The sequence below is a fragment of the Synechococcus sp. SYN20 genome, assembly GCF_014279555.1.
Taxonomy (GTDB): Bacteria; Cyanobacteriota; Cyanobacteriia; order PCC-6307; family Cyanobiaceae; genus Synechococcus_C.
The window spans coordinates 1,659,988-1,680,699 of the sequence record NZ_CP047959.1; the positions used below are offsets into that span (position 1 = coordinate 1,659,988).

The 20,712-nt window shown below is 52.6% G+C and carries 19 protein-coding genes; 12 read left to right on the plus strand and 7 right to left on the minus strand.

Annotated elements, in window-relative coordinates:
* Positions 1–16 precede the first annotated feature (16 nt).
* Positions 17–1,195 carry a pyridoxal phosphate-dependent aminotransferase gene (locus SynSYN20_RS08650; RefSeq protein WP_186525542.1) on the minus strand — a complete coding sequence of 393 codons (1,179 nt, stop codon included), beginning with the start codon at positions 1,193–1,195 and terminating at the stop codon, positions 17–19.
* A gap of 85 nt (positions 1,196–1,280) precedes the next feature.
* Between SynSYN20_RS08650 and SynSYN20_RS08655 the strand changes: the two genes are divergently transcribed.
* The 4 genes from SynSYN20_RS08655 to SynSYN20_RS08670 are packed head-to-tail and all read left to right on the plus strand — an operon-like array spanning position 1,281 to position 4,928.
* Positions 1,281–1,721 carry a VOC family protein gene (locus SynSYN20_RS08655; RefSeq protein WP_186523027.1) on the plus strand — a complete coding sequence of 147 codons (441 nt, stop codon included), beginning with the start codon at positions 1,281–1,283 and terminating at the stop codon, positions 1,719–1,721.
* A 25-nt stretch (positions 1,722–1,746) separates the two neighbouring features.
* A complete protein-coding gene (locus tag SynSYN20_RS08660; RefSeq protein WP_186523029.1) occupies positions 1,747–2,346 on the plus strand; it encodes a uracil-DNA glycosylase in 600 nt (199 codons plus the stop codon).
* Complete coding sequence (ispG, locus tag SynSYN20_RS08665; RefSeq protein ID WP_186523039.1) at positions 2,346–3,539, plus strand: (E)-4-hydroxy-3-methylbut-2-enyl-diphosphate synthase; 1,194 nt, start codon at positions 2,346–2,348, stop codon at positions 3,537–3,539. Before SynSYN20_RS08660 ends, ispG begins: the two co-directional genes overlap by 1 nt.
* A gap of 36 nt (positions 3,540–3,575) precedes the next feature.
* The gene (locus SynSYN20_RS08670; protein ID WP_186523042.1) at positions 3,576–4,928 is read left to right on the plus strand and encodes a S41 family peptidase; all 1,353 of its coding nucleotides are present in this window, start codon (positions 3,576–3,578) and stop codon (positions 4,926–4,928) included.
* Here SynSYN20_RS08670 and SynSYN20_RS08675 read toward each other — a convergent pair.
* The 4 genes from SynSYN20_RS08675 to mfd all read right to left on the minus strand — a co-directional run bounded on the left by SynSYN20_RS08675 (position 4,919) and on the right by mfd (position 9,814).
* A complete protein-coding gene (locus SynSYN20_RS08675) occupies positions 4,919–5,383 on the minus strand; it encodes a hypothetical protein (protein ID WP_186523043.1) in 465 nt (154 codons plus the stop codon). The two genes, SynSYN20_RS08670 and SynSYN20_RS08675, sit on opposite strands and share 10 nt — an antisense overlap.
* A gap of 35 nt (positions 5,384–5,418) precedes the next feature.
* On the minus strand, positions 5,419–5,958 hold the full coding sequence (locus SynSYN20_RS08680; protein ID WP_186523044.1) for a hypothetical protein: 540 nt from the start codon (positions 5,956–5,958) through the stop codon (positions 5,419–5,421).
* A 63-nt stretch (positions 5,959–6,021) separates the two neighbouring features.
* Positions 6,022–6,210, minus strand: coding sequence for a hypothetical protein (locus SynSYN20_RS08685; RefSeq protein WP_186525725.1), 189 nt, complete (start codon positions 6,208–6,210; stop codon positions 6,022–6,024).
* A gap of 61 nt (positions 6,211–6,271) precedes the next feature.
* Positions 6,272–9,814 (minus strand): transcription-repair coupling factor, encoded by a 3,543-nt coding sequence (mfd, locus tag SynSYN20_RS08690; RefSeq protein ID WP_186523046.1) that lies wholly within the window; start codon positions 9,812–9,814, stop codon positions 6,272–6,274.
* Positions 9,815–10,147: 333 nt separating this feature from the next.
* On the opposite strand from mfd, the gene SynSYN20_RS08695 reads away from it, so the two are divergent.
* The 3 genes from SynSYN20_RS08695 (at position 10,148) to SynSYN20_RS08705 (ending at position 11,323) form a co-directional block, all read left to right on the plus strand.
* A complete protein-coding gene (locus SynSYN20_RS08695; protein ID WP_186523048.1) occupies positions 10,148–10,390 on the plus strand; it encodes a hypothetical protein in 243 nt (80 codons plus the stop codon).
* Between the two features lie 30 nt (positions 10,391–10,420).
* Complete coding sequence (locus SynSYN20_RS08700) at positions 10,421–10,978, plus strand: YqhA family protein (protein WP_186523050.1); 558 nt, start codon at positions 10,421–10,423, stop codon at positions 10,976–10,978.
* Positions 10,979–11,116: 138 nt separating this feature from the next.
* Positions 11,117–11,323, plus strand: coding sequence for a hypothetical protein (locus SynSYN20_RS08705; protein WP_186523052.1), 207 nt, complete (start codon positions 11,117–11,119; stop codon positions 11,321–11,323).
* Between the two features lie 367 nt (positions 11,324–11,690).
* On the opposite strand, the gene rpe is transcribed toward SynSYN20_RS08705, so the two are convergent.
* Positions 11,691–12,359 carry a ribulose-phosphate 3-epimerase gene (gene rpe / locus SynSYN20_RS08710; protein ID WP_186515771.1) on the minus strand — a complete coding sequence of 223 codons (669 nt, stop codon included), beginning with the start codon at positions 12,357–12,359 and terminating at the stop codon, positions 11,691–11,693.
* Positions 12,360–12,497: 138 nt separating this feature from the next.
* Here rpe and glpX point away from each other — a divergent pair, with 138 nt between their 5' ends.
* From glpX to pgl, 5 genes are all read left to right on the plus strand, one after another.
* Entirely contained in the window at positions 12,498–13,502 is a 1,005-nt protein-coding gene (gene glpX / locus SynSYN20_RS08715; protein ID WP_048348193.1) for a class II fructose-bisphosphatase, read from the plus strand.
* Positions 13,503–13,529: 27 nt separating this feature from the next.
* Positions 13,530–14,843: a glutamyl-tRNA reductase gene (locus SynSYN20_RS08720; RefSeq protein WP_186523054.1), complete on the plus strand. Its 1,314-nt coding sequence runs from the start codon at positions 13,530–13,532 to the stop codon at positions 14,841–14,843.
* Positions 14,844–14,936: 93 nt separating this feature from the next.
* Positions 14,937–16,232, plus strand: coding sequence for a glucose-1-phosphate adenylyltransferase (locus SynSYN20_RS08725; protein WP_186523055.1), 1,296 nt, complete (start codon positions 14,937–14,939; stop codon positions 16,230–16,232).
* Positions 16,233–16,347: 115 nt separating this feature from the next.
* Positions 16,348–17,766, plus strand: a complete 1,419-nt coding sequence (gene gndA / locus SynSYN20_RS08730; RefSeq protein WP_186523056.1) for an NADP-dependent phosphogluconate dehydrogenase — start codon at positions 16,348–16,350, stop codon at positions 17,764–17,766.
* An 8-nt stretch (positions 17,767–17,774) separates the two neighbouring features.
* Positions 17,775–18,491 (plus strand): 6-phosphogluconolactonase, encoded by a 717-nt coding sequence (gene pgl / locus SynSYN20_RS08735; protein ID WP_186523062.1) that lies wholly within the window; start codon positions 17,775–17,777, stop codon positions 18,489–18,491.
* A 553-nt stretch (positions 18,492–19,044) separates the two neighbouring features.
* Here the strand turns inward: pgl and SynSYN20_RS08740 are convergent.
* Positions 19,045–20,400 (minus strand): hypothetical protein, encoded by a 1,356-nt coding sequence (locus tag SynSYN20_RS08740; protein WP_186523064.1) that lies wholly within the window; start codon positions 20,398–20,400, stop codon positions 19,045–19,047.
* Between the last annotated feature and the right edge of the window lie 312 nt (positions 20,401–20,712).

Consider the following 20,712-nt stretch of genomic DNA (forward strand, 5'->3'; position numbering starts at 1 on the left):
TTGACAAATAATGGTGTTAGGGACTTGTCAGCAAACGCTGAAACCGACTCAGTCCCTCTGAAATCGTCTCACGCGAGACGGCACAAGAAAGCCTGACGCAACGATCATCGCCAAAGGCACCACCAGGAACAATCGCCAGTCCCTCCTGCTCGAGAGCACGCTCACAAAAGGCCAGTGAATCGGTAATGGCATCAGGCAAGCGAGGGAACGCATAAAACGCACCTCTGGGTGGCACGAGGGTGATGCCTTCCATCTGTTGCAGCCCCGTACAGAGCTCAGCACGCCGCGTGTTGTAGCTCACAGCCATCGCACGGACGCAGTCCCGTGACCCCTGAAGCGCTGCCAATGCTCCCCGTTGGGCAAAGCTGCACACATTGCTGGTGCTTTGGCTTTGAAGGGCAGCCGCGGCCTTAATCACCGTGCTGTCACCACTGAGATATCCGAGTCGCCATCCGGTCATCGCCCAACCTTTGGCAAAACCATTCACCACAAAACAACGCTCTCTGAGATCTGGCGCGACGGCGGCAAAACTGTGGTGAGATTCTCCGTCTTCCAATAAATATTCGTAGATCTCGTCGCTCATCACCATCAGGTTTGGATGCTTTCGCACCAGCTCTGCCAAGGCTTCCAATTCACTGAGGCACAACACACGCCCCGTTGGGTTACCCGGTGAATTGAGCACCAAAACCTTGGTTGCTGAGGTGATGGATTGTTCGATCAAGTTCAGATCAAGGCCAAACCCATCGCTTGCTGACGACCGAACTGTGACGGGCTTTCCCCCGGCCAAGCGAACAATTTCTGGATAACTCAACCAGTAGGGGGCCGGAATGATGACTTCATCACCTGGGTTCAAAAGAACTTGGAACAGGTTGTAGATCGCCTGCTTGCCGCCATTGGTCACCAAGACCTGATCGGCGGTGGTGGGGATCTTGTTTTCAAGACTCAATTTCTGAGCAATGGCAGCGCGAAGCTCCGGATCGCCAGCAGCGGGTCCGTACCGGGTGATGCCATCCCTGAGGGCCTGGATCGTTGCCTCAACAATGAATTCTGGCGTGCCGAAATCCGGCTCCCCTGCACTCAGGCTGCAAACGTCTACACCCTGCTGCTGCAGAGCTTTTGCTCGGGCGCTGATGGCAAGTGTGAGCGATGGCTGCAGAGCCAAGGCTCGGTGCGAGAGAGATGGGGGGCCTGGCATCAGCACGGCACCCCCTCGATGGATGCTCAGATATGTGAACCAACATCCTGCCTGATGTGGCGTCGGTGACAACACCGATGTGCTGATGACAGCCTGGAACGAAATGTTGACCACGACGAACATGTCAGCTGAAAAGGCCTCTCTGAGTTGGGTGTTGGCGGCCAACAATCCCCAATCGCTGGCTGAGTTTTATGCGAAAGCTTTGGGATGTTCATGCCGTGCAGGACTGTCTGACCAGCACTGGATGGTGTCTCTACCAACCGGAGGAACGCTTCAGATTTATTGCCCTTCTCGTCAACGGCCTTGGCCCGTTCGAGGTGCGGCCCTGTCCCCTTGTTTTCAACGGATCGGAACCGACCATCCAGAGACGGAGCTCGGAGGTTGGATCCAACAACTGGAAGCGTTGGGAGCGCGGCGGCGCGAAGCCGCTCGTCTCGAATCGTTTGGAGCGGAATGCTGGATGGAGGATCCGGAAGGGCAGCCCTTTCTCACCTTGGTGCTGCCGCAAGGTGCCCTGAACTCATAGGGTTTGAGCCGAGCAAGCCAAGCGCGTGTCCTTAGAAGACTTAGAAGCGTCCTGTCTCCAGTGTCAACGCTGTGACTTAGCGAAAGAACGCCAGCATGTTGTGGTCAGTCGCGGGAATCCTTCAGCGCGGCTGATGGTGATTGGTGAAGCACCAGGGGCTGATGAGGATGCTCAGGGGCGTCCCTTTGTTGGGCGTTCCGGCCGACTTTTGGATGCCTGCCTGGCGGAGGTCGGTCTTGATCAAACCGACGACATCTACATCTGCAACTTGATCAAATGCCGGCCCCCTGGCAATCGACGTCCAAGCCCAGCTGAGCTCAAGGCCTGCAGACCGTGGCTGGATCGTCAAATTCTTGAGGTCAATCCGGAGATCCTGTTCATTCTTGGAGCAACAGCCACAGCAACACTGCTCGAATGCCGCACCCCGATTAGTCGCTTAAGGGGGCAGTGGACGGAATGGCAAGGGCGTTATGTGATGCCGAGTTTTCATCCCTCCTACCTCTTGCGCAATCCTTCACGAGACCCTGGCAAGCCCCGCTCGCTGTTCATGACTGATCTAGCCAACGTCAAGCACGCCCTGAACGGGGTTGTGTCAGGGTTAACTCCAGATTCGAGCGATCCTTGATGACCGCCTCGCAGCGTTACGACACCAAGATTCACCGCCGGGTGACGCGCACGGTGATGGTCGGCGATGTTCCGATCGGAAGTGAGCACCCGATCGCGGTGCAATCGATGATCAATGAAGACACGCTTGATATCGACGGATCGGTCGCAGGAATCCGACGTCTTGTCGATGCAGGATGCGAAATCGTGCGCGTCACGACGCCGTCGATCGGACATGCCAAAGCGATGGGGAAGATTCGCTCAGCGCTTCGAGCTCAGGGATGCATGGTCCCACTTGTGGCCGATGTCCATCACAACGGCACGCGCATCGCCCTCGAAGTCGCCAAGCACGTCGACAAAGTGCGCATCAATCCTGGGCTGTTTGTTTTCGATAAACCAGATCCCGATCGCCAGGAGTTCAGCCAAGACGAGTTTGATGCGATTGGAGATCGGATCAAGGACACATTTGCTCCTCTCGTGAAGGTGCTGAAAGAGCAAAACAAGGCCTTGAGGATTGGTGTGAATCACGGCTCCTTGGCTGAACGCATGCTGTTTACCTACGGAGACACCCCCCAGGGCATGGTCGAGTCGGCCATGGAGTTCGTGCGCATTTGCGATTCACTCGATTTTCACAACATCGTGATTTCGATGAAGGCATCCCGTGCGCCCGTGATGCTGGCGGCGTACCGATTGATGGCCGACACCATGGATCGGGAAGGATTCAACTACCCACTGCACTTGGGTGTCACCGAAGCAGGGGATGGCGACTACGGCCGCATTAAGAGCACGGCCGGAATCGCAACGCTGCTGGCGGAAGGCCTTGGAGACACCATCCGGGTGTCCCTAACAGAAGCCCCTGAAAAGGAAATTCCTGTGTGCTTCTCGATCTTGCAGGCGCTGGGCATCCGCAAGACGATGGTCGAGTACGTGGCATGTCCGAGCTGCGGTCGCACTTTGTTTAATCTCGAGGAGGTCCTCCATCAGGTCCGAAACGCCACCTGCCATCTCACCGGTCTCGACATTGCTGTGATGGGTTGCATCGTCAACGGTCCTGGCGAGATGGCTGATGCGGACTACGGTTACGTCGGCAAAGGGCCTGGGGTGATCGCGCTCTACCGCAATCGTGATGAGATCCGAAAAGTACCCGAGTCGGAAGGTGTGGCCGCCTTGGTTCAGTTGATCAAAGACGACGGTCGCTGGGTTGAACCCGACTGATGTCGTTAAGGTGCTGGAAAGGTCCTTGTGGACGGCATGCGCGCTAAAAAATTCGGCATCAAAGGATCCCAACGCAGCAGCTGGTTTGTTGCCCTAGGCGCAGGGGCTGTCACAGCGGCAGTGGTGGTGGCCAATCCTGGGTTGGGTTTACCAAGCACGACCTCGTCGTCCATCACCAACAGCCCGAAAGAGGTTATTGATCAGGTATGGCAGATCGTCTATCGAGATTTCCTGGATTCATCCGGGGGTTATGACCTCGATCAGTGGTCCATTCTTCGCAAGGACTTGCTCTCCAAGTCCTATGCCGGAACAGCGGAATCGTATGAAGCGATTCGCGGCATGTTGGCGAGTCTTGATGACCCTTACACCCGATTCCTGGACCCGAAAGAGTTCAAGGAAATGCAAATCGACACGTCAGGTGAATTAACCGGTGTCGGCATTCAAATCTCACTGGACAAAGACACCAAAGAGATCGTGGTGGTGTCTCCAATCGAGGGCACGCCTGCCTCAAAAGCCGGGGTGCAACCCAAAGACGTCATCGTTTCGATTGATGGTCAACTCACCAAAGGGATGACCACGGAAGATGCTGTGAAGCTCATTCGTGGAACGGAAGGAAGTGACGTCGTCCTGGGCTTGCGCAGGAATGGCTCCATCATCGACGTACCTCTTGTGCGGGCTCGCATTGAAATTCAGGCCGTTGACAGTCAGCTCAATACCAGTGCCAATGGCACCAAGGTGGGTTACATCCGCCTGAAGCAGTTCAATGCCAATGCATCCAAAGAGATGCGTGCAGCGATTCGCGAACTGGAGAAGCAAGGATCTCAGGGTTACGTCCTTGATTTACGCAGCAATCCAGGGGGATTGCTCGAAGCCAGTGTCGACATTGCGCGTCAGTGGCTGGATGAAGGCACAATTGTCAGCACAAAAACCCGTGAGGGCATTCAAGATGTGCGCCGCGCCACTGGCAATGCGTTAACCGACCGTCCAGTCGTGGTGTTGGTGAACGAAGGCTCAGCAAGTGCAAGCGAAATCCTTTCAGGAGCGCTGCAAGACAACGAGCGTGGACTTCTGGTGGGCCAAAAAACATTTGGCAAAGGACTCGTCCAATCCGTGAGAGGTCTCTCTGACGGTTCTGGGATGACTGTGACGATTGCGAAATACCTCACACCCAAGGGAACCGATATCCACAAAAACGGCATCCAACCGGATGTTCCGGTGGAGATGAGCGAGAAGGAAATTAAAACCCTCACTGTTGAACAATTGGGGACCAACAAAGATGGGCAATACCGCGTAGCAGAAACCACCCTGCTCAAAGCATTGCAAGCTCCGAAAACTGGAAGCACCTATCAACCAGGAGCGGCCAACCTTCAGTCGGCACTTCAGCGATAAGGGGCCAATCCAAACCCTTCGCGTTCGCTTTGATTCCCTCCAGAATTGCGGCCTCGGTGCGTTGCAGAAATCGTGGCTGTCCTTCCTGGAGCGGCCTCATGAGCCCTCTGGACAAGAGCATTGCAGCCACCAGCCGATTGGATCGCCTGATCCACGCTGTTCAAAGGAATGCGTTGCCCCCAAGTCCTAGGCCATCCCCAGGTCTGTCCTTGACGTTCCAACAAGGTGATCGCCTCTCCACGCCCGATGGAACCTGATCGCATCAAACAAGTGGTCGTTGCCAAGGTGGCAACCTGAAGATTGACCGCCTGAGTGGAGCGCGTGGGATACATAGGTCGGCTCTGGCGGCTCACTGGGAAAGGCCTCGATGGAATGTTGAGCGGCAATTGAGATCGTCCACCTCCAGACATTTGCCCAAGGGCTGCCATGGCTAATTGGAGAAGAAGGTTATTCATCAGTCAGTTGGTATTTGTTAGGGAGCGAGATGGTCTTAGACGCGAACTGTTGAGCCGCAGTAGCGATCGAAGAGCTTCAAGACATCTTTGGCAGGAAGCTTTGCCGTATAGCGAGCCTCAAGTTCTGCAAGATGCTGACCACGGGGATACGCCCTAATCGATTTCCATTCCTGTGGTGTTTCCCGTCTCAACACGCGAGACATCATGCGATGTTGGCTCGGAAGTGTGATCGATCCACCGGCGCAGCTTTGCATTCTGTGGGTGGCTTCGTGAGCCAGGGTGTTCCAAACTTGTGCCGCATTGCGGTGCGTACGACACACAATCAAGGTGTCATTTTTTGGGTGGTAAGCCCCTTGCAACCCCGGGGTTGAGCAATCCCGTTGAACCACCCTGACGCCGTGAGACGTGAGCTTGGTGCGTAAGGCATCAACCGCGGCCCAGGATTGCGCGTGGACAGGTGCTGGGACCAGCAGCACTAGAGGTGTGAAGCAAGCAAGCAACGTCCATCGTTTAAAGGGGTCAAGCGGCTGTATTGGCATGGTCCGCCGTCGGGTCACCTCATCAGGGTCGGACATCAATGCATAAAAAAAATCACCCAGATGGGTGATTTGTATGACCAAATGTGAGGGAAGAGCAGCTCAGGCCACGGGCTGCATCAGACCACCACCAGGAGACGAGTCGTCGTCATCGTTTTCCGTGTCGTTCTGCCACAGAGCAAAAATTCCAAGTGCAGCTGCACCAACCAAACTGCCTAGAAGACTGAGGGAACTTCCCGAAGCAATTGGATCGATGAATTCAGCCACAGGGGTATCACGTCGTAGGCCCACATGGTAACGAAGGATTGCGAATTGTGTTGGACTTTCTCATCTTTCCAGCGCAGGCTTGGGCTCAAACCGTCAAAACAGCCTCGTTACGATCTTTTTGCTGTCGGTCGCGCTGCTCACGCGTCAGTCCATCCGGATCAGGAATCTGTGATGCCATCTGCTCTAGCCAGCCTTTGAGCTCATCAAGCTGCCTCTCCACAGGCAAGATGCCAAGACCTCGTGCCAGGACCTTGGCAACGCTTCCACTTCCCGCTTGGTAAACAAGTCGGCCATGAAGATGTTGGGGCAAACCCTGACGAAGAAGACGGAACGCCGGTTCCTCCATCGGCGTTTCGAGCGCAATATTTGGTTTTTCAGGACGAATCCGCGCAAATCCACAGCGTTTCGCAAGCAGCTTGAGGTCCATCAACTGCAGCAGGGATTGAACAGGTCCAGGCAAGGCCCCGTAGCGATCAGCCCAACCAGCAGCAAGTTCCACAAGGGCTTCTGAACTCAGGCACTCGGATGCAGCTCGATACGCAGACATCTTCTCGTCGGCATCCACGATCCAATCCGCAGGAATAAAGGCCGTGACCTGCAGATCCACCTGCGTGTCATCCACTGCGGGAATGTCTTGTCCCTGAATCTCAGCCAACGACTCTTGCAACATCTCCATGTAGAGATCAAAACCAATGGCCTCCATCTGACCGCTTTGCTCCACACCCAACAAGTTGCCCACCCCGCGGATCTCCATATCCCGCATCGCCAATTGATACCCACTGCCGAGCTGTGCGAATTCCTGGATGGCCCGTAAGCGCTGACGTGCCGCTTCACTGAGCGAGGCATCTCCTGGATAAAACAACCAGGCATGGGCTTGGACGCCACTGCGCCCGACCCGTCCCCTGAGCTGATAGAGCTGAGCGAGTCCAAACCGGTGGGCATCTTCAATCAGGATCGTGTTGACACGGGGAATGTCGAGGCCGCTCTCCACAATCGTGGTGCAGAGCATCACGTCGGCTTCCCCTCCGTTGAACGCCACCATCGCGCTCTCGAGCTCACCTTCGGCCATTTGTCCATGGGCCACGAGGAGCTTGAGACCAGGAAGCATTTCACGAAGCTTGCCGGCCACCTCTTCAATCCCTTCCACTCGAGGAACCACATAAAACACCTGCCCACCACGATCAAGTTCTTGGCGGATGGAACTCCGCACCGCCTCATCATCCAGAGCTGCTAGGTGGGTTTTGATCGGACGGCGCAACGGTGGTGGAGTGGTAATCAAACTCATCTCACGCACCCCAGACAGGCTCATGTAAAGGGTTCTCGGTATGGGCGTCGCCGAGAGCGTCAAAACATCCACGTCCTTGCGCAAGGCCTTGATTTTTTCCTTTTGATTCACACCAAAACGTTGTTCCTCATCCACCACCAGCAAACCAAGTTTGTCGAAGGCGGTGTTCTTGCTGAGCAGCTGGTGTGTGCCCACCACCGCATCGATGGTGCCAGCCTTGAGTTCCTCAAGAATTGTTTTGCGCTCACCTGTGGTGCGGAAACGATTGAGCAGAGCCACCTTGATTGGGTAGGGGGCAAAACGTTCTGAGAGCGTGCGCCAATGCTGTTGCGCTAACACCGTTGTGGGAGCCAGCATGGCCACTTGTTTGCCAGCGGTGATGGCTTTGAAAATCGCTCGGATGGCCACCTCTGTTTTCCCGAAACCCACATCACCGCAAACCAACCGGTCCATCGGCTCTGGTTTCTCCATGTCTCGCTTGACATCAACCGTGGCCTTGAGTTGGTCAGAGGTGGGTTCGTAGGGGAAGGAATCCTCGAGTTCAACCTGCCATGGCCCATCGATCGGAAAGGCAAACCCTGCAGCTTGATGGCGTTCGGCGTACAACTTCACCAAATCAAGAGCAACTTTGCGAACCGCCTTGGTGGCCCTCTCCTTCGCCTTCACCCAAGCGGAGCCGCCCATTTTGCTGAGCTGCGGCGGCGTATCACTATTGGCGCGAAACCGACCGAGGCTTCCCAGCTGATCGGCGGCCACCCGCAAGATGCCATCGGAGTACTGAACAACGAGGTAATCGCGAACCTCACCGCTGATCGCTAATTTTTCGAGCTTTTTAAAGCGACCAATTCCATGGTTGCGATGCACCACGAAATCCCCTTGCTGCATCTTGTTGGGATCAACGGTGCGGCTGGCCGCTTTGCGCCGCCTACGCACGTAACCGCTGCTGGTGAGCGACTGCTGTCCAAAAAATTCGCGGTCCGTAAGAAGAACCACCCTCCATGCAGGAAGTTGCAGTCCCTCGAGCTCAGCTGTTCCTCGGGTTTTTAAGGCCACAGGTGTGCCCTGCTCAATCAAGCGATCGATCGCTTGCGTATCGGCTGCATTGGGGACAAAGCGCGTGATGCAGTCATGTTCTTCAAGCAGAGCCACAGCGCGGCTGGGCTGGGCTGACAACAACCAAACAGCCTGACGCTCCCGTTGATGCTGTTTGATCAATTCACCGAGTTTTCCGAATTGATTGGGATAAGAAGGAACGGGCCGACTGGCGAGATCGAAGGCATTGGGGTGGCTGTCGTGTTCCTGAAGTTCTGCCAGATCGAACCCAGCAAACGCCTCAGCAAGCTCCATCGCCTCCTTGATGGGCCGATGCAAAGAGGGAATGGGAACAGGAAGCTCGGCGTGTTGCTCTTCAGCGTGATCAAGCCACTGCTGCCCATGGGCGCTGCCATGCCGGCGCTCATCGATAGCGATGCAGCAGTCTGCAGGCAAATAATCGAGTAGGGACGCAGGTGCGTCCCAGGCCAAACCCATCAATCGACGCATCCCCTCAGGGGTTCCGCCCTCCAGCAGCTCAGTGATCTGCGCTTCATTCAGCAATTGGTCAAGGTCATCAGGCACCTGCTCGCGCAGACATTCAGCTATCAGAGGACTGAAACCAGTTGGGGTGAGCTTGAGCGTGTCGACAGCGTCGAGGGAACGCTGACTAGCTGGATCAAATTCGCGAAGTTTGTCGAGTTCATTCCCAAAGAACTCCAAACGCACAGGGAGCTCACTACTCACGGGATAAACGTCAACAATGTCGCCACGACGACTCCAGGTTCCTTCCTGATCAATCGTCGAGACGCGCTCATAGCCGAGTTGACTCAGGTAGGTCGACAGCTCTTCGAGATCCACAACATCGCCCTTCTTCAAGGCCCGGCAATGCTCTGCAAGTGCCAGCGGAGGTGGCAAGTGGGGCTGCAGACAGCGCTCTGTGGCAACGATCGCTAAATCACTTTTGCTGCGGTCTGTTTGCAGCTCGCTCAACACCTGCAGTTGGCCCCAGGTGATTTCGGTTGTGGAGTCAAAAGGTTCGTATGGAGACCCTTCACTGGTGGGATAAAGCTGGGCACGGGACCACCCCATCAGCTCCAAGAGGGCTGTCCAACGTCCGGCCTCCTCCAACGTGGGAACGACCACCAGCAGGGGCTGATCCATGCGTCGCGCCATCGCACTGGCCACCAACGCCCTAGCGGCTCGGCCAGCGCCGCGCATCAACAGCCTTTGGTCCCGTTCCGCTCTTTCGCACAACTCACCGCTCAGCGCTGAGGTCTGCAACAGACGCACCAAAGAGCTGAGGGGCATGGCAGAACAACTGTCGGCAACGCACGATTCTGTCAAGGACTAGGCCCCAACCGCAGGTTTCTACCCTTTGCCTTTGCCTTTGCCTGCCAATTGAATCCCTGCTTGAATATAAAAAAGTATTTAGAGGTCTTTTGTGCATACAAAAAATTTATACATTAGCCTACTTTTTTATTAGATATAGAACAGACAAATCATGTCCATAAACTCAAAATTAGCCACGAACGAATCAACAGAAATCAACGAACCATTGATTCAAAAGACTTTAATCACACAAAGTTTGCAGCGACGAATTAATCTGTGGCAGCAAGAGATCAGCATCTATAAAATAAACCCATGGCCCGTTTTCGCTGCCCAGAATGCTGTTGTGGACCAGCCGTTGTCCTACACCCACCCCCTGGAGCCACGCCAATTTGCGTGCGCTGTGGAACGGTCCTAGAGAAGCAGCCCCTCGTCAAACCGTTGCCCCTCCTCGTGCTGCTGGCCGTTGGTAGCGCCTTGATCACGCTGTCTATTCCGGCACTCTTTACACCGCGTCCGCTTCCGCCACCAACCAATCCACCAGCCGCAACCGTTTAATGAAAAGAACCAAAGCATTAACAATCAACCATGAATGAGCAAATGGCAGAACTTCAAATCAAAAAGAGTCGGAGAGCCCGATTCGAGTCACGTTTTGAACATTTGCTGTGGCGATTCCGACTGGTGACCATCCTGCCTGTTGTGATGAGCCTCCTTGGCAGCGTTAGCTGTTTCATCCTTGGAACCCAAGAGGAGATTCACGCACTCAGTCATTTATTCAAAGGATCCTTCAATCCAGATAAAAGTATTATCTTGCTTGGCAAAGTGGTAGGCGGAATTGATTACTACGTGATCGGAATTGCCCTACTTATTTTCGGATACGGGATCTATGAGCTGATCATTTCTGACATCGATCCACGACTTCAAGATCTATCAAAAGAAAGGCGAAACATACTCAGCATTACCTCACTTGAATCTCTCAAGCAGAAATTAACAAATGTCATCATCGTCGCATTAATCGTAACAGCATTTAAGCAAATGATTAGCTATGAAGTGCAATCAATATCAGACATACTCCAATACTGTGGATGCGTACTGATGCTTGCATTTAGTGCTTGGCTTGTTGGAAAAAACAAAAAAAGCACATAAAGATTTCAGTTCAGCCAGCCAACACCTGAAAAACATACTCCCCATACCAAAATACAAGCAAACTGAAGACCTTGATCTTTCATTCTTTACAACTCAATATTAGCGCCCTAAACTCATTCAACACATGACCCAGAAGCGATGAAGCTGTACCCAAAAGGCACGGGAGCAGGGATTTCACTTTTCATCTTGATTGTGCTCGGCATTTACGCTGTCTCTCAAATCGAAGCCATGAAGCGTGCTGCTTTCAGAGAAGGCTTTAACTGTGCAATCGACGAAACAACCCAAAGCCTTCACTCCTCCTACCAGTGCAAGGATTACAGAAAAGCCTTCAAAGAAAAAATCTAAGACTTGAACGGGCGCATCACAGAGCAAGCAAGACAGGCCCTTAATGGCCTTAGGTACGATCATGGAAGCAAAAATAACGTGCGGTAAATGTTTTCATAAAACCCTCTTTAGGTTCAACCTATCAAGGTCCTTTACCCCTAAAAAAGGCGATTTAAACACTTTTAAGCATTTCACTCGCCAGATGTTCGAAGCAAAGATGATCCACTCACACAACTGATGGAACCTTGAAATAGCAAAGAAGATACATCCCTTAGAATCATCATGCATTCACCAGTGCATCAAAAAACCCCTGCAAATTGCAGGGGTCACAGAGAATTGAGTTGGGTCTAAACGAGCAACATTGAATTCCTTGCTAAACGCCAAACCACTAAGGGCGCTTGCTGTTACGGATTCCCTGAATTGCCGCTGCGTAATCGGGTTGGTTGAACACACCAGAACCACTCACGATGGCGTTCGCACCAGCTTCAATCACTTTCCATGCATTAGCACCTTTAACGCCTCCATCCACTTCAATCCATGGATCAAGGCCTTTTTCATCGCACATACGGCGAAGATCACTAATTTTCTTGACTTGATTATCAATAAAGCTCTGACCACCAAAACCTGGATTCACACTCATGATCAAAACAAGATCACAGAGCTCTAAGCAGTACTCAAGCGTGTCGAGTGGAGTGCTGGGGTTAAGCACAGCCCCCGCCATTTTGCCGAGATCCTTAATTTGAGCAAGATTGCGATGCAGGTGAGGACAGGCCTCAACTTGCACAGAAATAATGTCTGCCCCAGCTTTTGCGAAGTCTTCTACATAATTTTCAGGCTGCACAATCATCAGGTGCACGTCCAAAGGTTTTTTAGTAACCGGACGCAAGGCCTCCACAATCAGCGGGCCAATCGTGATGTTGGGAACAAATCGACCATCCATGACGTCGACATGAATCCAGTCAGCACCCGCCTCGTCAACAGCTTTGACGTCTTCACCCAAGCGGGAAAAGTCAGCAGACAAGATCGATGGAGAGATCACCAGGGGTTTGGTGCTCATGACGGAGTGCGCTATGGGATAGGTCGATTGTAAAGAGCGCTGATACCACTGATACAGTGAGCCGCGCATCTGAGACAGAAATCCCTGCTGTTGCAGGCTTTCTCCTCAAAGCCTCTCTTTAACCCCCGCAGCACTTACGTGGATCGCACTCTCATCCAGGAAATTCTCGAGATCGTCGAGCAGGCCGCCATCGCTTCCGCCACGCTCTCCGGCAAAGGTCTGAAGGATGAAGCGGATGCATTGGCTGTTGATGCCATGCGCAAGCGCATGAATCAGATCCAAATGCAGGGCCGCATTGTGATCGGCGAGGGGGAACGCGACGAAGCTCCCATGCTCTACATCGGCGAAGAAGTCGGTACCGGCACTGGCCCTGGCGTGGATTTCGCCGTTGACCCTTGTGAAGGAACCAATCTTTGTGCCTACAGCCAGCGCGGCTCCATGGCCGTTTTAGCTGCTTCCGACCGCGGTGGTTTGTTCAACGCTCCCGACTTCTACATGAAGAAGTTGGCTGCTCCTCCAGCAGCTAAGGGCAAGGTTGACATTCGCAAATCTGCGACTGAAAACATCAAAATCCTCAGCGAGTGCTTGGGTCTTGCTCCTGACGAGCTCACCATCGTTGTGATGGATCGTGCCCGTCACAAAGATCTGATCACTGAAATCCGCGCCACCGGTGCTCGTATTCAACCCATTTCAGATGGTGATGTGCAGGCCGCTATCGCTTGTGGTTTTGCTGGAACCGGAACGCATTGCTTGATGGGCATTGGTGCTGCACCTGAGGGTGTGATCTCAGCTGCCGCGATGCGCGCGCTTGGCGGACACTTCCAAGGACAACTGGTGTATGACCCAGCCATTGCTCAGACATCTGAGTGGGCAGATATGACGAAGGAAGGCAATCTCGCCCGCCTTGCAGAAATGGGGATTACCGACCCCGATAAGGTGTACGAAGCCAGTGAGCTCGCCTGCGGAGAGCACGTTGTGTTCGCCGGCAGCGGCATCACAGATGGTCTTCTTTTCAACGGAGTGAAGTTCGAAACTGATTGCACCCGCACGAGCAGCTTGATCATCAGCAACCTGAACAACACCTGCAGTTTCACAAACACCATTCACATGAAGGATGGTGCTCAAAGCATCGCTTTGAACTGATTCACGCAGCAACAGAGGGATTTCTCTATGCATATCGCCGTAGTCGGCCTCAGTCATCGAACGGCTCCGGTCGAAGTGCGCGAAAAGCTCAGCATTCCTGAGCAAACCATGGAGGAATCCCTACAAAACCTGCGAAATCATGAGCAGGTGTTGGAGGCATCAATCCTCAGCACCTGCAACCGACTTGAGATTTACACCTTGGTGCGCAACCCCGATTTAGGGATTGCTGCTGTACGTGATTTTCTGAGTGGCCACTCCGGTTTGGAAAGCCGTGATCTATCTCCGCACCTGTTCACCTATCACCACGATGAAGCCATCGCACATTTGATGCGCGTGACGGCAGGACTCGACAGCCTTGTTCTTGGTGAGGGACAAATCTTGTCCCAGGTCAAGAAAATGATGCGCCTGGGGCAAGAACACAAATCGATCGGGCCCATTCTCAATCGTCTGCTAACCCAAGCTGTCAGCACAGGAAAGCGCGTCCGTTCTGAAACCAATCTCAGCACCGGTGCTGTGTCTGTGAGCTCAGCAGCGGTTGAATTGGCTCAACTCAAACTTGGACAATCTCGCGGCCAGGATGCATTAGTAACGCTTGAAACGGAGCAGATCGCCGTTGTCGGCGCTGGACGCATGAGCCGGTTACTCCTCCAACACCTTCAAGCCAAGGGAGCCTCTGGAGTGGTGTTGCTGAATCGCACGATTGAGCGGGCCTCAGCGTTAGCAACAGACTTCCCAAATCTGCCCATTCAGTGCCGTGGGCTTGATGATCTTGATCAGTGCTTGAGCACCTGTTCGCTGGTCTTTACAAGCACAGCCGCTGATGATCCAATCATCGATGCCAACAGATTGAACGCTCTCAATCGCCGCAGCGCATTGCGACTGGTTGATATCGGCGTGCCTCGCAATATCGCCTCCGACGTGCATGCGGTATCTGGAGTGGAATCCCACGATGTGGATGATCTTCAAGAGGTTGTAGAGCGCAACCAAGAGGCCCGACAACAGGTTGCTCGAGAAGCTGAAGGGTTGCTTCTAGAAGAGAGCCGCCTTTTCCTCGAGTGGTGGGACAGCCTTGAGGCCGTTCCCACCATCAACCGTTTGAGGGCCTCGCTTGAGGAGATCCGAGTCGAGGAACTCACCAAAGCGCTGAGCCGCATGGGTCCTGATTTCTCAGCACGAGAACGCAAGGTTGTGGAGGCCTTAACCAAGGGAATGATCAACAAGATCCTTCACACCCCTGTGACTCAGCTCCGCAGTGCACAGCAACGCAGCGAGCGACAACAGGCTCTTCAGGTCGTTGAAAGAATTTTTGATTTGGAATCTGGAGCACCCTCGCAAGATTAATTTCCTGCAATCTCCACCATCTGGCCCAAGGGTTGGTTTCGAACGGGAAAAATCCAGTAAGTTTGCCCGGCATAGCCGAAAGGCGGGAGCGGCATGAAGCGAGTACTGGCAATCATTCTCGGGGGAGGGGCTGGCACCCGTCTCCAACCACTCACAAAGATGAGAGCCAAGCCAGCAGTGCCTTTGGCGGGCAAATACCGCCTGATTGATATTCCAATCAGCAATTGCATCAACTCCAGCATCAACAAGATGTATGTGTTGACGCAGTTCAATAGCGCTTCGCTGAATCGCCATCTCAGCCAGACTTACAACCTCAATGCCGGATTTGGACAAGGGTTTGTCGAAGTTCTAGCGGCGCAACAGACGCTCGATAGCCCGTCTTGGTTTGAAGGAACCGCTGATGCGGTGCGCCAGTACCAAACCCTGTTTAGCGAATGGGATGTTGATGAATACTTGATTCTCTCCGGTGATCAGCTCTACCGGATGGATTACAGCCGTTTTGTGGAGCATCACCGCAGTACGGGAGCAGACCTCACGGTTGCAGCACTGCCTGTGGACGCTGCACAAGCAGAAGCATTCGGTTTGATGCGAACCGATGAGAACGGAAACATCAAGGAGTTCCGCGAGAAGCCCAAGGGCGATTCCTTGAAGGAAATGGCCGTTGACACATCTCGCTTTGGCCTCAGCGCTGAGTCCTCTAAGGAGCGTCCTTACCTCGCTTCCATGGGCATTTACGTCTTCAGTCGTAAAACCCTTTTTGATCTCCTCGATTCAAATCCTGGACATAAGGATTTCGGCAAGGAGGTCATCCCAGAAGCACTCTCTCGTGGTGACACCCTCAAGAGCTATGTCTTTGATGATTACTGGGAAGACATCGGTACCATCGGAGCCTTCTATGAAGCCAATCTGGCCCTAACCCAGCAGCCAACTCCTCCATTCAGCTTCTACGACGAAGCATTCCCGATTTACACACGCCCGCGGTATTTGCCACCTAGCAAGTTTGTGGACAGTCAGATCACAGATTCGATCATTAGTGAGGGATCGATTATCAAGGCCTGCAGCATTCACCACTCCGTTCTTGGTGTGCGTAGTCGCGTGGAAAACAATGTGGTTCTCCAGGATTCGTTGTTGATGGGAGCTGACTTCTTTGAATCTCAAAGCGAACGCGAAACCCTGAGAGCACGAGGTGGTATTCCTGTCGGCGTTGGTGAGGGCACCACTGTGAAACGAGCCATTCTTGATAAGAATGCTCGGATTGGTAAGAACGTCACCATCGTGAATAAGGATCACGTGGAAGAAGCCGATCGTCCTGACCAAGGCTTCTACATTCGAAACGGAATCATCGTTGTCGTTAAAAACGCTTCAATTGCCGACGACACAGTGATTTGAGCACAAAGCCATTTGAGGATCGGCGCTTCCATCTCTTATCCCTGACAGAGGTGGACCAGTTCGCAGCCGATCTTTGATCCTGTGGTCACACTGACAGCAGTGAAAGCAGTTTTTGATGTCCAAGTCTCACTTTGGTCTCATCGGTCTAGGCGTGATGGGCGAGAATCTTGTTCTCAATGCTGAGAGCAATGGTTTTTCGAGTGTTGTTTACAACCGCACTTATTCAAAGACAGAAGACTTTCTGAAAGGTTTAGGCGCCGGTAAAAACATTCAAGGTGCCACCGACCTTCAGGATTTTGTTGACAAATTAGAAAGGCCTCGCCGCATCTTAATGATGGTGAAAGCGGGTGGTCCCGTTGATGCCGTCATCGAACAGATTTCTCCCTTTTTAGATGAAGGAGATCTCTTGATTGATGGGGGCAACTCGGAATATCGCGACACAGAGCGTCGTGTGGCCGAGTTGGAAAGCAAAAGCTTCGGCTTCATCGGCATGGGCGTATCTGGCGGTGCCAAAGGCGCTCTAGAAGGTCCGAGCATGATGCCCGGCGGCACCAAGGCCTCTTACGACGCCATCGAGAGCCTGGTCACCAAAATGGCGGCCCAAGTCGAAGACGGTCCTTGTGTCACCTACATCGGCCCAGGCGGATCAGGACACTTCGTCAAAACAGTGCACAACGGCATTGAATACGGGATCGAGCAAATCCTTGCTGAGGGCTATGACCTCATGAAGAGGGTGGGGGGCATGAATGGCACCCAGATGGCCGACGTCTTTGCCCATTGGAACAGCACGGAGGAACTCGCCTCTTACCTCGTTGAGATCACAGAGGTCTGCTTGCGCACCAAGGATCCCGATGATGGGAGCGATCTGATCGAAAAGATTCAGGACAAAGCTGGGCAAAAAGGCACGGGTTTATGGACTGTGGTGAGCGCCCTGCAGATGGGTGCGTCTGTCCCAACCATCTATGCAGCTCTCAATGGCCGCGTGATGAGTTCGATGAAAGATCAACGCGTCAAAGCGGAAACCATCCTCAAAGGTCCCGCAGTCAAGGCCTTTGATCTAGGCACCCCTGCCGATGGAATGGCACCCCTAATGGATGCGATGGTGCTTGCTTGTATGGCCAGCTACGCCCAAGGGATGGAGCTTCTGCGGATCGCTTCCGCAGAACACGATTACAACTTGAACATGCCTTCCATCGCTCAGATCTGGAAGGGTGGCTGCATCATTCGCGCACGACTGCTTCAGCGCATTCAGGATGCCTTCACAACCGATCCGCAGCTCAACAATCTGCTCATTGATCCCTGGTTTGCCAATCAGGTCAACACCCGCCTTCCCGGTTTAGCCAAGGTCGTTGCAGGAGCCGCAGAAGCCGGAATTCCCGTGCCTTGCTTGAGCAACACGCTCGACTACATCAACAGCTACCGCACAGCTCGTCTGCCTCAAAATGCCGTTCAAGCCATGCGCGACTGCTTTGGCTCCCACACCTATCAACGCGTTGATAAGGAAGGCAGTTTTCACACCGAGTGGTTGGATTGAGCTGACCGATGACCTCCTATCGCATTGAACGCGCCCGAGATCCCCAGGATCTAGCGCTGCGGGCCTCTGAATACATCGCCACAGCCATACAACTGGCGCTTGATCAACGTGATCGAGCTCAGATTGCACTGTCGGGAGGGAGCACTCCCTCCCAGGCTTATCAGCGCTTAGGGCAACAACATTTACCTTGGAACCGCGTGGATGTGTTCCTCGGAGACGAACGTTGGGTCTCTGCGGATGATGAGTCCAGCAATGCCCGCATGCTTCGTTCCACGTTGCTCCAAACCGGTGAGCCTGGTGCAGCGGCCTGCTTTCATCCGGTTCCAACCGTGGAACTTCCCTCACCCGAAGCCAGTGCCGATGCTTTTGCTCAACTAATTGCCAACAGCTGCAATGGCGAACCACCCATCTTCGACATGATGGTGTTGGGCCTTGGTGATGACGGTCACACCGCCTCACTCTTCCCCGGCACTGACGCTCCTGAGGTTCGTGATCGCTGGACCACGATTGGACGGGGTAAGGGGTTGGAGCGCATCACACTGACTGCACCGGTACTCAGCGCGTCTCGAACCGTGATGTTCCTGGTTAGTGGTGCCAATAAACGGGAAGCCCTGCGACGCTTGCTCGATCCAGCTGAATCCCCACTACGCACTCCCGCAAAATTGGCGAAACCAGAGGCTGAAATTATTGTGCTCGCCGACGAAGCTGCCAGAGAGGGATCATGAAACACATCACCAGCAAAAACCAACGCAAACTCGACCTGACAACAGTAGAAATGCTTCTTCGAACTAATCCTCTATTTGGTTTCGAAGAACTTGTAATCAGTAGCCATCGATTCGAGGATTAAGCTTCCTGAAATCTGGAGAGAGGATTGAGTACTTAGCAATCCAAAGCACGTTATGCCTCCGAGAGTCATCGCATCCAGCAGGGAACATTCAAGATGATTCACATATCTTCTTGCAGGCATGACCTACTAGTGGGCTGAATAGCCACCTCTGAAGGGAGCGGCATATAACTGAGCACGTCTGCTCAATAGCCCGAGATCAACTGAAGCTATTACTTCCATCCTTGCAAGAGAGGCTACCGAAAAGGTCAGAATAGAGAGCCAGTGGGGCGAGGCGGCTGCCAAAAAAAACCCCTGTCAAAAGACAAGGGTTTACCATGTTCAACAATAAATTTGCTTGGTATAGATTAAATTTTCTGCACTAAATCGCAGTCAAATCAAAACACAATTGGACCTTCACCAGTGCCTAGAAGACAGGGGAAAGACGTAAAGAATTAGAATGATTGCGCAAATAAAACAGTTCCACTATAGTCATCGAAATCAAAAAGATCACTACCGATTGGAGCATAATCGCCGCCCACTACACGGATAGTCCCCGTCGATCCATCAGCTCTAAGAGCTGATCTACCATTGCCCGTCGCAACGACATTTCTAAAAAGCGCATTAATAGGATCGTAGATTTCCACAGCTGCACCATCTTCTGTTTGGTAGCTTTCCAGACGAATGCCATTTCTATTAATATTATTTACCGCGCTAGAGTGGAGGAAGTTGGCATCAATCTCACCACCCCCAAACTGCTCTAAACGGAATCCATAATCATCGTTCCCATCAGCTTCAACTTGCCTAAAGCTAGTAATGATATCGCCGCTATCTTCTTCACTTAGCTTAACTCCAGTACCACCGGGATCGGTAGCTCCAACAACCGTAGAATTACCATTGTAATTCGCCTCAGAACTTTTCATAGTTAGACGAATATCACCTTCACCTGCCTCGTCAAGATCCAGGCCTTCATCTTTATTGTTATTAATCTCGCTGTTCCGAATATCTACGATGAGGGAACCATCTCCAGCTTCATCAACATCCAGACCATCATCAGTGTCATTGAGATCGAAGGGCCCATTTTCATTGAAAGTTGCATCTCTAACGATCACCTCTGCATCACCAATACCGGTCTCATCAAGCTCAAATCCATCTGCACCATTACGAAGAAATTCACTCCTCTTGATAACCACCTTCGCCGAGCCTTCTCCACCCTCATCAATGCGGAGTCCGTCGCTATCGCTCACACTGATACCTGCAAAACCACCATTATCAGTAATTTGTGAATCAATCACTTTGACCAGCAAAGACGCCTGAGAGTTAGCACCAGTTGAGTCATCCTTACCACCACCTGTATCCCCACCTGCTCCAGTAGCTCCTGACTGATCATCAATATGAATACCGTGATCCCAGAAACCAGACACTTCAACGCCTTTAAAAGTTACTTCAACTGTGCCGATTGCCTCTTCAGGAACATCCAATTCGAAACCATGTTGAGAACTCCCATTATTACCATCGAGCACTAGATCCTTTATTTCAAATTTTGCAGAACTTCTTGAGGTTATCAAGGCTACACCCTTGCCGGCCACACTCAAATCAGATTGTTCAGAATAGGACTCAAAGTCATGAGCAGCAGTAAGACTTGAGCCATCACCATCGATTTTGAGTTTTCCAGAACCTGAATAAATCAGGCCGTGAGTTAATTCAATATCATCATGGATCAAAATCCTGTTATCGCGTGCTGAGTTATTACTGGCTTCTTGGAGAGCTGATTGCAGCTCTGAGGCAGTATGAACGCGAAAGGTTGCCATTTTAACAAGTAGAAAAAACTACTCATTTTATTTACGGCAATCAACAATCCATTTAGTAAAAAACTGGTAAAGACTAGATTAAGGATAGTGGACTATGTAAGCAAAAACTCTTATTTTGGAAAATTCAATTCAATCGTCGGACTTAGATCTTACGTATTGCTGTATTTCACACTACATTGCCATGAAAAGAGAAATGATGGACCTTTAGGTAGGTAAAGCAGCAGCAGAAGCCACCAAGAAGGCAAGATTCGTGTCAAAGGCGGAACAGCAATCATCCTGGCGGGAAGACTGGCTAGAAGTCGCAATAGAAAT

Coding starts and splice junctions, on each gene's coding strand:
- SynSYN20_RS08650 (WP_186525542.1), bottom strand. CDS start 1,195: ATGCCAGGCCCCCCATCTCTCTCGCACCGAGCCTTGGCTCTGCAGCCA.
- SynSYN20_RS08655 (WP_186523027.1), top strand. CDS start 1,281: ATGACAGCCTGGAACGAAATGTTGACCACGACGAACATGTCAGCTGAA.
- ispG (WP_186523039.1), top strand. CDS start 2,346: ATGACCGCCTCGCAGCGTTACGACACCAAGATTCACCGCCGGGTGACG.
- SynSYN20_RS08670 (WP_186523042.1), top strand. CDS start 3,576: ATGCGCGCTAAAAAATTCGGCATCAAAGGATCCCAACGCAGCAGCTGG.
- SynSYN20_RS08675 (WP_186523043.1), bottom strand. CDS start 5,383: ATGAATAACCTTCTTCTCCAATTAGCCATGGCAGCCCTTGGGCAAATG.
- SynSYN20_RS08680 (WP_186523044.1), bottom strand. CDS start 5,958: ATGTCCGACCCTGATGAGGTGACCCGACGGCGGACCATGCCAATACAG.
- mfd (WP_186523046.1), bottom strand. CDS start 9,814: ATGCCCCTCAGCTCTTTGGTGCGTCTGTTGCAGACCTCAGCGCTGAGC.
- SynSYN20_RS08695 (WP_186523048.1), top strand. CDS start 10,148: ATGGCCCGTTTTCGCTGCCCAGAATGCTGTTGTGGACCAGCCGTTGTC.
- SynSYN20_RS08700 (WP_186523050.1), top strand. CDS start 10,421: ATGAATGAGCAAATGGCAGAACTTCAAATCAAAAAGAGTCGGAGAGCC.
- SynSYN20_RS08705 (WP_186523052.1), top strand. CDS start 11,117: ATGAAGCTGTACCCAAAAGGCACGGGAGCAGGGATTTCACTTTTCATC.
- rpe (WP_186515771.1), bottom strand. CDS start 12,359: ATGAGCACCAAACCCCTGGTGATCTCTCCATCGATCTTGTCTGCTGAC.
- SynSYN20_RS08720 (WP_186523054.1), top strand. CDS start 13,530: ATGCATATCGCCGTAGTCGGCCTCAGTCATCGAACGGCTCCGGTCGAA.
- SynSYN20_RS08725 (WP_186523055.1), top strand. CDS start 14,937: ATGAAGCGAGTACTGGCAATCATTCTCGGGGGAGGGGCTGGCACCCGT.
- gndA (WP_186523056.1), top strand. CDS start 16,348: ATGTCCAAGTCTCACTTTGGTCTCATCGGTCTAGGCGTGATGGGCGAG.
- pgl (WP_186523062.1), top strand. CDS start 17,775: ATGACCTCCTATCGCATTGAACGCGCCCGAGATCCCCAGGATCTAGCG.
- SynSYN20_RS08740 (WP_186523064.1), bottom strand. CDS start 20,400: ATGGCAACCTTTCGCGTTCATACTGCCTCAGAGCTGCAATCAGCTCTC.